Source organism: Flavobacterium sp. UBA7682, from assembly GCF_002482945.1.
In the GTDB taxonomy this organism is placed as follows: domain Bacteria; phylum Bacteroidota; class Bacteroidia; order Flavobacteriales; family Flavobacteriaceae; genus Flavobacterium.
In genome coordinates this window covers 1-10,081 of record NZ_DLGY01000040.1, presented here as the reverse complement: position 1 = coordinate 10,081, position 10,081 = coordinate 1, and the positions used below count along the sequence as shown (strand labels likewise).

Annotated in this window: 10 protein-coding genes; 9 read left to right on the top strand and 1 reads right to left on the bottom strand. The window is 31.7% G+C overall.

Annotation, left to right across the window (positions count from 1 at the left end):
- The first annotated feature begins 36 nt into the window (after positions 1–36).
- The 9 genes from B3C16_RS11570 to B3C16_RS11530 all read left to right on the top strand — a co-directional run bounded on the left by B3C16_RS11570 (position 37) and on the right by B3C16_RS11530 (position 9,737).
- Positions 37–3,483 (top strand): hypothetical protein, encoded by a 3,447-nt coding sequence (locus tag B3C16_RS11570; protein WP_291131844.1) that lies wholly within the window; start codon positions 37–39, stop codon positions 3,481–3,483.
- Between the two features lie 66 nt (positions 3,484–3,549).
- Positions 3,550–4,953 (top strand): hypothetical protein, encoded by a 1,404-nt coding sequence (locus B3C16_RS11565; RefSeq protein WP_291131842.1) that lies wholly within the window; start codon positions 3,550–3,552, stop codon positions 4,951–4,953.
- Positions 4,937–5,614, top strand: a complete 678-nt coding sequence (locus tag B3C16_RS11560; protein ID WP_291131840.1) for a hypothetical protein — start codon at positions 4,937–4,939, stop codon at positions 5,612–5,614. Before B3C16_RS11565 ends, B3C16_RS11560 begins: the two co-directional genes overlap by 17 nt.
- A gap of 314 nt (positions 5,615–5,928) precedes the next feature.
- Entirely contained in the window at positions 5,929–7,161 is a 1,233-nt protein-coding gene (locus B3C16_RS11555) for a hypothetical protein (RefSeq protein ID WP_291131838.1), read from the top strand.
- Complete coding sequence (locus B3C16_RS11550; protein WP_291131836.1) at positions 7,133–7,693, top strand: hypothetical protein; 561 nt, start codon at positions 7,133–7,135, stop codon at positions 7,691–7,693. Before B3C16_RS11555 ends, B3C16_RS11550 begins: the two co-directional genes overlap by 29 nt.
- A gap of 8 nt (positions 7,694–7,701) precedes the next feature.
- Positions 7,702–8,382: a hypothetical protein gene (locus tag B3C16_RS11545; RefSeq protein ID WP_291131834.1), complete on the top strand. Its 681-nt coding sequence runs from the start codon at positions 7,702–7,704 to the stop codon at positions 8,380–8,382.
- A gap of 57 nt (positions 8,383–8,439) precedes the next feature.
- Positions 8,440–8,919, top strand: a complete 480-nt coding sequence (locus B3C16_RS11540) for a M15 family metallopeptidase (protein ID WP_291131832.1) — start codon at positions 8,440–8,442, stop codon at positions 8,917–8,919.
- A 133-nt stretch (positions 8,920–9,052) separates the two neighbouring features.
- Positions 9,053–9,343, top strand: a complete 291-nt coding sequence (locus tag B3C16_RS11535) for a hypothetical protein (protein WP_291131830.1) — start codon at positions 9,053–9,055, stop codon at positions 9,341–9,343.
- A gap of 37 nt (positions 9,344–9,380) precedes the next feature.
- On the top strand, positions 9,381–9,737 hold the full coding sequence (locus tag B3C16_RS11530; RefSeq protein WP_291131828.1) for a hypothetical protein: 357 nt from the start codon (positions 9,381–9,383) through the stop codon (positions 9,735–9,737).
- A gap of 84 nt (positions 9,738–9,821) precedes the next feature.
- Here B3C16_RS11530 and B3C16_RS11525 read toward each other — a convergent pair whose 3' ends face one another.
- Positions 9,822–10,034: a hypothetical protein gene (locus tag B3C16_RS11525; protein ID WP_291131826.1), complete on the bottom strand. Its 213-nt coding sequence runs from the start codon at positions 10,032–10,034 to the stop codon at positions 9,822–9,824.
- Between the last annotated feature and the right edge of the window lie 47 nt (positions 10,035–10,081).

Here is a 10,081-nt window from a genome sequence, read left to right as displayed (position 1 = left end):
ACTGAAAATTATTAATACAATTTAAACATAATAAAAATGACAAAAATTAAGAATGAACACACGCTATTCAGGTTTGTGAGTTTGCGCAATCCTGAACTATCCGAAAAAACTAATCAAAAGAGAAGATTTGTTTTCCATTTTGATGATAAAACTGGAGTGTTTTTTGATGCTGTAAGGAATAAGCCTTCAGATAAAACAAAATGGGAAGCTATGCTGACCGCTTCTGAATCTTTTGATGAATTAGATAGCGAAGCCAGAGTTGAGGAAATTGTAAAAGAATTGTATGGAGTAGCCCTATGGATAGGTAGAAACAGGTATTCGTTAGATGTTAATGAACTTAGAAATAAAACTAAAAGTCTTGCTCCTCTAAGTCAAGATATTGAAAAAGTGTTATGGGATAACCTGTTCTTTCAGGTTCTAACCCATAAATCATTCTATGTAAAAGAAGATATATTGCAAGTGCTTGTCCTTCAAAACTTGCTTAAACAGGTAAAAGATTTAACAGATGAAAAAGAGATATTGTTAAATCTTCCAATATTAGCTAATGCGAAAGTAATTTTACAAGTATTTTTATTTCAGGAAAATAGCGAGGCTAGTTCCACTATACTTCAAAAATCTTCTAGTCTTAAACCAAACACTCTATTCTCAACTAAGGAACTTGAAAAATCCATTTCTGTTTCTATATCTCAATCCAATATAACAATTTATGAGAGTACCATAGTAGTACTTAAAAAATTGCAAAAACAATTTAGAAGTAACTATGAATTAGCTTATAATGATGCTATAGCTCAATATGAGGTAAAAGTAAAATTAGCTTATGCCAATGCAACTATTGTTGAAAGGGAAGAAACTGACTGCCCTACAGGTTGCAAAAAAATCATTCAAGAATATCAAAACCTAGTTTTGCCTGATTTTACATTTCAAGAGCCAAAACAAGTTAATGAGGCAGATTTAAGGAAGTATTTATCGGAGGAACAATATTATGTGTTGGAAAGTTTGGATTTGTTATCCTCAACAACTTATGGTGAAATTATTGAAAGTTTAGAAACAGCCATTAGAGAAGAGACAACAAATACTTTTGACAAACTATCTTTTTCAAAAAAATCAATTGCAGTCAATGGTGTTGTTCTAGGAGAAAATGTTACAGCTAAAAATTCCAGTATTACTGAGTATCCGTTTATTGCTTACTTTTTGAAAACTTCAAATTCTAGTTCAAACTTAGTTGGTAAAATATGTATGAGTTTAGATTTAGGTTTTCCAAATGGTGATTTAATTGATGCTTTGTATACTGCACATTTCCCCAATAATACTAACAATACAAATGGTGCATTCACAGATGTCGCCAATGGGAACTTTATCAATATTGTTTTTTATCCTAATACAGGATTGTCAATTCCAACAGGTACTACACAGTTTACTTTTGAAGGTAAGTTAACATTTAGTAATGGGTTAGTTTTAAATTTCAATTTTACGATGGATTTAACTTCTAGGATTCCCGGAATTGCAACTTCAAGTAAATCTAGCGGAGGTGATGGAGATTTAGGAGGTAATAACGGTGCTCCATTCATTCCTAAAGGTTTTGGATACAGACAAATTGGTATTGCTGACTATAAGAAAGTAGTACAGGAAATTTGCTGTTATACCGAAGGTGAAGTAGCCCATATTGAAAATATTATGGCTAGAGAGTTTAAAGAAAAAACTACAGTCAGAGAGCGAATTGAAGAAAATACCACTACCACGGAACAATCGGTTGAAACAGAGAATTTAACTGATAGTACTTCGACAGAACGTTTTGAAATGCAATCAGAAGTAGCTAAAATTCTTCAAGAAGACAAGCAGTTTGGTGCTTATGCAGTAGTAAGAGGTAAATTTAGCCCGAATACAACGTTTGAAGTCGGCGCAAATTATGCTACAAACAGTTCAAAAGAGCAAAGTAACAGACAAGCGGTTAATCAATCGAAAGAGATTACTCAAAGAGCGATGGAAAGAATTGTTTCCAAAATACGCAAAGAGCAAATCACAAAAATAACGGAGAGTTTTAAAGATACTAATTCTCATATATTTGATAACAGAGCAGGTGAAAACCACGTTTCAGGAGTTTACAGATGGGTTAACAAAGTGTACAAAAATCAAGTTCAGAATTATGGTAAGCGAATGATGTATGAATTTCTAATTCCACAGCCATCTAAATTGCATAGATTAGCTATGAGAGATGCTGTTAATCATCCAACAACAACAGTTTTAGTAAAACCCGATGACCCAAGATTAGGTGGTAAATATGCCAAAATTGAAACGTCAAAAGATTTGAATGCAAATAATTATCATTTATGGGCTTCAATCTACAATGTAGAGGTTGAAATGCCTCCTCAGCCTATTAATGTTGCTAAAGAGTATTATAAAAAACAGACCGACCAAGGCGCAAAGGATAAAATGAGGAATGGGGATTCAATGAATATAGAGATACCTCAAGGATACTATTGTGACGAGTTTTCAGGGTATGGTAAATATGTGCATGAAGGAAATGCAGTAACCACTCAATTTTCGTTGACTGTTGGTAGCTTTAATAATTTTAATCTTTATGTAGGTAGAGGGAGTTTTGACTTCACAAGAAGAGCAATATCCAAAATAAACAAAGTACTTCCGATAGCAATTATTATCGAAGATATCGAGCCTTTGGCAATGACGTTCATAGCGCATTGTAAAGTTTCAGATGAACTGTATGCCAAATGGCAGGTGGAAACTTTTGGGAAATTAATTGAAGCCTACCAAAAACAGCTTGATGATTATAATGCTAAAATGGGAGAAGTTGCAACTACTACTGAGACAACATTAGGAACTAATCCGGGATTTTATCGTGAAATTGAACAAATGGTACTTAGAAAAAACTGTATTAGTTATTTAATGGATGAAGCCAAAATGGGAACACAGTTTTATACTGGTGATGCGTTGGAAAATTATGTTATTACACAAAGCCAAGCTATGGACGATTACGGGAGTTTTGCAAAGTTTATGGAACAGGCTTTTGATTGGGATTTGATTTCCTATAATTTTTATCCTTATTATTGGGGGAATAGAAATGAATGGACGACATTGTATCAAACCGATAATAACGACCTATTATTCCGTAACTTTATGCAAGCAGGTATGGCAAGGGTAATTGTAACTGTTAGACCCGGATTTGAGGATGCTGTAATGTATTATATGTCAACTGGTAGAATATGGAATGGGGGCGAAGTACCTGTACTTGGAGACCCATTGTATCTTTCAATAGTTGATGAATTGAAAGAGCAAGAATATGTTGTTGAAGAAACATGGGAAACAGTTGTACCAAGTGCATTAGTTGCTCTACAAAGCAGTGGAGTGGCAGTTGATGCCACAGGATTACCGTGTGGCGATGATTGCAAGGATGCTCAAGAAAACAATCCTTTGAAAAATAACGATTCAAAGCTTGGAGTAACCCTGCCAACATCATCACCAAATTAAAAAAGAATGAGGCAGTTGCTATACCGATAGCAACTGCTTTAATTAGTAATTTATAATAAAGAAATTATGCCTACAAAAGCACAATTAGCCCGTTGGCGAGATTTAGATATACCTTTTGATGGTTTTTATGATACAATTGCAAAGGATGAACCTGTTAAGAAATTAGAGATTCGTTATGTTTCCTTTACCGAAGATAAAGCTAATTTTATTATTACATTTAATGTAACTGGAACTTCTTTGAAAAAAAAGGTTGCTACCATGACAATGGTAGCGTTAGGAGATCCATTTAATTCGGTATCATATAATAATTTAACAATTAACCCGGATGGAAGTTCTAATCTTAAATTAAATTTTCCAAAGAGAAATAATCAAAATGCATTGTTTCTTCCAGACAACGGATTTGAAAGTAATCCTACCGAATTATTGGCGTTTATATCTTGTGATGGGATTTCATCAACTGTTGTAAGTGTTCCTTTAACTAAAGCTGCCAAAAAAGAAGAAAAAGTTGAGTCAGCAAAATGCTTTTGTAGTAAGGCTGAGACCGGTTTTTCTAAAACCGATTGGGAAAATTTAATCACTCTAATTAGGAAACAGGAGAACCCACAACTAGTTCCTGATATGAACTACAAAACAAAGCCCCCAACAGTAATGTGGATTGACACCAAAACTAATGAGGTTTTGCCAGCTAATGCAAATGGTAAAGCTCCAACACCTAACTCAATTAAGCATTATATCCCGCAAACTAAATATGATGAAAAGGATGATGGAGTGCAGATTAAAAACAGACTTTTTTATATGGATGATGCTGATTTGAATGTAAAGGAAAGCCAAAGAAATTACTCTGAATTTGCCAAACAAATGAATTATTTGTTTACACAACATGAAATTAAAACATGTATTCAGAAAATTCATTTTCTATCGCAAATATATGTAGAAACCCAAGGGCTTTCTAAAACTTACGAAGACCCTTTAAACACTAGTCCATCTGGTGGAGAATTTTATAGAGGAAGAGGGTTGCTGCATTTGACCCATGATTATAATTATCTCGCTTATTATGATGATCGCAACAACACCAGTTATTTGAAAACCTATAAGGAGAATAAAAAGAAAATCATCTATTACACTCCTAAAAAGCATACACGATATCAGACAATAGATGAATTTTATGCTGATCCCGATAATAAAGATATTGCAGCAAAATTTTGGGATGATTTCATTAGAATAGTTAAATTAGTATCTACAGATTTATTTTTCGCATGTGACACCGCAGGTTGGTATTGGGAGACCTATAAAATAAATGATATTGCCACAGATGAAGATTTAAGCGTAGCCAGAGTTTCTTTAAAAATAAATAATAGCCCGTATGAAAAGTTTGATAGTAAACATCCTAGAAAAGGAATAAATTCATATGATGAACGCGTGAATTTTTTTAATATTATAAAAAAGGTTTTTAATGAAGGATGTAAATAAACTTATAATAGGTTTTATAGTGTTTCTATGTTTTTCATGTAATCAACAGAAGAAAAATACAGAAACTCAACTTAGTAATGTAATTGATTTTGATAGAGATAGCCTTATTTATAATATTGATATAAGTGAATCAAAATTCAATCCAACATCATTTTTGGTTTTAAAATGTATATATGTAGGCGAGCATTTCATTGGAAGTTATTCGGATGAAAATTTTAAAAAGGCATATCAGTACAAAGATGAAAAGAGGATATCTGAAGAACCATTTATAAGGTATTTTATAAAGCAGAAAAAAGATGGAAAATATTCAGAATTATGGACTGTAAAAGAGCCAATAAATACAACATCATCTCTTCAATTATGCCAAGGGGCAACAATTTCAAATCAAGGTGTTGAAGATTATTTTTTAAAGATTGTAAGTCATCAATATGGAAGTCTCGGTTGCTACGCGATAAATTTTAAATTGTATGATAAAAAATGGTCAGTACTCTCTAAAGAAAGAATCGTCACAGATTCATTTTATAATAAAACAATAGGTTATTGTATAGATAAGACAAACAAAAGGCTCAATTATCCAAATGATGGAGAAAAACTGCAGGAAAACGAGATTGATTTTTCAACATTTGACAAAATGCCAGATGCACGGTGGGATTGTAAATAATTTTGAAAACACCCTCTAAGTTTTAACTGAATCAGTACATTTTCTACTGACGATAAAGACTATATATACAGTTAACAACAATGATAGTAGAATTTGTAAAAGGAAAAGAATAATTAATCAATAATTTAATGATGTTTGATTTGAACAATGTAAAACATTATTAAAATATTGATTATGAAAATTGTAAGTAACTTAAACAAATAGAAACCTATGGACACACCAACTAATGATTCAAAGCTTGGATTAACCCTCCCAACATCATCACCAAATTAAAAAAATGCCTTTTATTATTAACTTTATAAAAAGTAAAAAAGATGCCTACAAAAGCACAATTAGCCCGTTGGAGAGGTTTGGAAATACCGTTTGATAGTTTTTATGATACAATTGCAAAGGATGACACACTCAAGAGATTAGAAATTAAATATGTAAGTAGTTCTGCAGATAAGGAAAATTATCTTGTGAATTTTGAAATTATTGCTGAAAATTTGGATAGCGATAAAGCTCAATTGTTTGTTAAAGAAATGAATGTCATTTTTTCTAATTCTTTAGTCTCCAATAAGCCACTTATAATTGCAAAAGCCATAAAAACTACATATGAACTTAAAATAAGTAAAAAAGTTATCGGTAATTTAGATGGTGACTATGAAAATGGAGGATTTGAGTTTAAAGGATTTATAACTTGCGATGGTCTTTCTGCTGAAACAAAGGAGTTCAAACTTAGCAATCTAAAGAAGGAATCCAAAGAAAAGAAAAAGGAATCCATTAACGAAACTTGTTTTTGTAACAGAGACTTTAAAGTAAGTGAGTTAAAAAATATTGTTATACAATTGAGAAAAGCAGATTCAACAGGAGTAATACAAACTGTTAGAGATAAAACTAATACTAAGAATTTTGCTATGGGAGAGCCAGTGCTCAACGAAGATGGCACTGTAAAGACAATCACTCTTAGCCAATATGAGGAATTAGGGGAAGAGATATTTAAACTTGAAATGGATGAAGTTATTGTAGAAAAAGAAGCTAATTATGCTACATTTAATAATGAACTAAATAAAGCATTTCGTAACTATAATATAAAAACTTGCTTCCAAAAGATGCACTTTTTATCTCAAGCATATCATGAAACGCAAAGGTTTACCTCAACATATGAAAAAGATCCATCGTCATCAGTTATAGGGGGGGCTTTTTATCGGGGTAGAGGTCTTTTACATTTGACCCATAAATCAAATTATGAAGAACTTTTTACTGTTGGTAGTGGAGAGGAGCCTACAGGGGATAGATTACAGGCGTTTGTTCCTACCGTAGCAACATCTATAAAAGTTGCCTGTCAAGCATCAGCGTGGTATTGGAAAAAACAAGATATTAACCAATATGTAGAAAACAATGAAGATGCTGTTGTCAAAGTATCTGCGTCGCTTAATTATCCTAAGGCTCTTAATGGTGTTCAAAAAGACATTAATAAGATTAATGCCTTAGCTGAGCGAAAATTATATTTTAATCTTATTAAACCAATATTTAAATATGATGAAATCTGTAAAAACAAAAAATAAAGGATATTTAATTTTTCTCGCACTACTCTTTATAGCTTGTAAAAATAACGAAGTAGGAAATAATCAAAAGGATATATCTGATTTTTATTTTTTTGATGCAGTTGGAAATTCAAATGTTGATACGTTAGTTGTTGAAAATTCTCATACAAATAAATTCAATAAATCAATTTCGATTATTTTAAACGGTAAAAAAACTCTGATTTGTGAGATGGAACCCAGAATAGATTCTACTTTTATTACAACATCTCCAAAAATCGAAAGTATTTATCTTGAAGCAAATGATGTTCAAACAACAAATAAAGGATTTAGGTTATTGAGTAAGAATACAGATGTTGAGCCAGAATACTTTTTTATGGATTTGTGCTTTAACAAAGAATGGTATATAAAAGATTTTGGCTTTATGGATATAAGTTCTAAAAACCCATTTATCTGTAAAGAAGATTTTCAAAAAAGTATTAAAAATTTTAAGAATCTTATAATAAGCCCAAAAGAAATTAATCAAATATATTTTAAAGGAACTTATTGTAGATAATTTTGATTATGAAAATTGTAAATAGGACATTGTTGATACTTTTTGTTTTCTTTATTGTTAGTTGTAAAGATAAAAGTTCAGATAGCATTAAAAGGCAAAATACTTCAGTGGTTGATTATCAAGCTGACTCTGTTTATTATAAAATAGACGTAGTTGGAGATGGAGAAAAAGAACTCTTTTTAATGACTAATAATTATGTAGTGGGCGATTCCGTAATTGGGGGAATAAGTAATAATGATAACTATACTAAGGCAAACAAAATGGTTACAGATGACCCCTCTCACTATAAAGAAGGTAATATTTCAATATTGAGTAGGATTTTTTTTTATGAGGATAAAAGGTTTAATCAAATTGCTTCAATTTACAGTAGTGATGTTGAATTTCATTACCCAATACTTAAACAAGGTAATTCTTTTAAACCAATAATTATAGATGGAGAAAAATTTTATGGTGGTTTTTTAAGAGTTCAGGAAATATCAGATTATTATTTAGGAGGGAGGTATGTGAATATGATTTATTATAAAAATAAATGGCGGATTTATTCAAAAGAAATTGACAATCCAACAAAAGGATTAGTTCCTTATCCAAAAGGCTATTGTATCGACTCTACTTTAGTTTCATATAATTTAAATAAAAATGGATTTAACGAAATTTTTTATTTAGGAGATGGTTTTAAATGCAATAATTAAAAGTGTGTAACCTCTTTAACTTAAAAGAAATGTAACTAACTTAATCAGATAAAATCAATGGACACACCAACTAAAAACAAAATTGCGAAACTTCATCCATCAGTAAGAAATGAAGTAACTAACATCATTCAAGAGTGTGATACTGCACTTACTGGCAGAGCAAAAGTAAGAGTAACACAAGGTTTAAGGACATTTGCAGAGCAAGATGCACTTTACCAACAAGGCAGAACCACACCGGGAAAAAAGGTAACTAACGCCAAAGCAGGACAATCCATTCACAATTATGGTTTTGCTGTAGATATTTGTCTCATAATAGACGGTAAAATAGCTTCGTGGGAAACTACCAAAGATTGGGATAACGACCAAGTGGCAGATTGGTACGAATGTGTAAAAATATTCGCCAAATATGGCTGGGAATGGGGTGGAAATTGGAAAACTTTTAAAGACTTACCACATTTTGACAAACGTGGGTTCAATAAATGGCAACAGCTCGCAAAACTTAAATTAGATAAAAATGGTTATGTCATTTTGCTGTAAAGATGCCTTTATTCCCTTTTTATAGATGAAGCTTTTATTAAGAATTTGTTAACCAAATATCTTCTTTCTTGGAGAATTAATTTAGTAAATTTGCCATCCAATAACAAAACAACTAAATTTTAACAAAAAAGGTATGGAAGCAAACAGATATTATGATGAAGATTTTAATGAATTCATCAAAGAACTTATTGATACCCAAAGGCTGAATGACTCGAAAGAGGAAGGAATAGCGAAGAAAGTCATTGATGACGGTTTTGACTCTTTGAGTGACAAGCAGAAGTTTGTCTTTGAAAATGCTATAAGCCACTATGTATATGACGAATGCTCACGTTGTGGGCTTGAAATACCGTGGTGTGAAATGTCAGGTGCAGAAGATAATGGAAAAATGTGTAGTTGGTGTGCACAACTAAGCAAGAATGACTAAAAATTAAACTAATCACAAACAACTAAAACAAATATTTATGAATTATTCGGTTCTAACAAAAGTAACAAACGACGAATTTAACGGACAACAATTTTACCTATACGAAAGTGGAGAAGAAGGTCTTGCGGTTCTTTCAAAAGAAGATGCGGACAAATTAGTGGAAATATTAAGTGGTTACCCTAATGTTTTTTCCGAAATAGAAGCTATTCCAAGAGAGAATGAAGAAATCAAGTTGCTAGACCCTAGCAAAGACAGCGATGGTCTTTCTCTTTCAATGCAGGATGTTCTTGATTATTGTCCGGGCTTGCTTGAAAAACTTGAAGAAAATTTCGACCATATCATTGTTGGAATTGACAGACTAGAGACTGTAAGACAGACATTTGAGAACAACTAAAAAAAAGTATATTATTGATGATATAAAGGGTTCAGAAATGAACCCTTTTTTATGCGAAATATAATTCTAATAACTCCCTTCTTTTTAAATTATTCTAATTCCATTTCCTTTTTCATCAATTAGGTCGAAAGCTTCAATAAGTGAAATTATACAAGGATTTATTTTTGATAACCTTTGGATTTTCTTTTCAGTTTCAGATAATATTATTGCAACTTTATTTTTGCTTACATTGTTTCTCATTTCAAAGTAAATATCCGCTAAATCTGTCCCTGTTTCAAATTCAGAGTTCTCAATCATTGAACTGCATTTGATTTTAAAGCCTGTACGTCTTCAAACTAAATTGG

Excerpts from the sequence above, each read along its gene's own strand:
- B3C16_RS11570 (WP_291131844.1), top strand. The coding sequence starts at position 37 with ATGACAAAAATTAAGAATGAACACACGCTATTCAGGTTTGTGAGTTTG.
- B3C16_RS11565 (WP_291131842.1), top strand. The coding sequence starts at position 3,550 with ATGCCTACAAAAGCACAATTAGCCCGTTGGCGAGATTTAGATATACCT.
- B3C16_RS11560 (WP_291131840.1), top strand. The coding sequence starts at position 4,937 with ATGAAGGATGTAAATAAACTTATAATAGGTTTTATAGTGTTTCTATGT.
- B3C16_RS11555 (WP_291131838.1), top strand. The coding sequence starts at position 5,929 with ATGCCTACAAAAGCACAATTAGCCCGTTGGAGAGGTTTGGAAATACCG.
- B3C16_RS11550 (WP_291131836.1), top strand. The coding sequence starts at position 7,133 with ATGATGAAATCTGTAAAAACAAAAAATAAAGGATATTTAATTTTTCTC.
- B3C16_RS11545 (WP_291131834.1), top strand. The coding sequence starts at position 7,702 with ATGAAAATTGTAAATAGGACATTGTTGATACTTTTTGTTTTCTTTATT.
- B3C16_RS11540 (WP_291131832.1), top strand. The coding sequence starts at position 8,440 with ATGGACACACCAACTAAAAACAAAATTGCGAAACTTCATCCATCAGTA.
- B3C16_RS11535 (WP_291131830.1), top strand. The coding sequence starts at position 9,053 with ATGGAAGCAAACAGATATTATGATGAAGATTTTAATGAATTCATCAAA.
- B3C16_RS11530 (WP_291131828.1), top strand. The coding sequence starts at position 9,381 with ATGAATTATTCGGTTCTAACAAAAGTAACAAACGACGAATTTAACGGA.
- B3C16_RS11525 (WP_291131826.1), bottom strand. The coding sequence starts at position 10,034 with ATGATTGAGAACTCTGAATTTGAAACAGGGACAGATTTAGCGGATATT.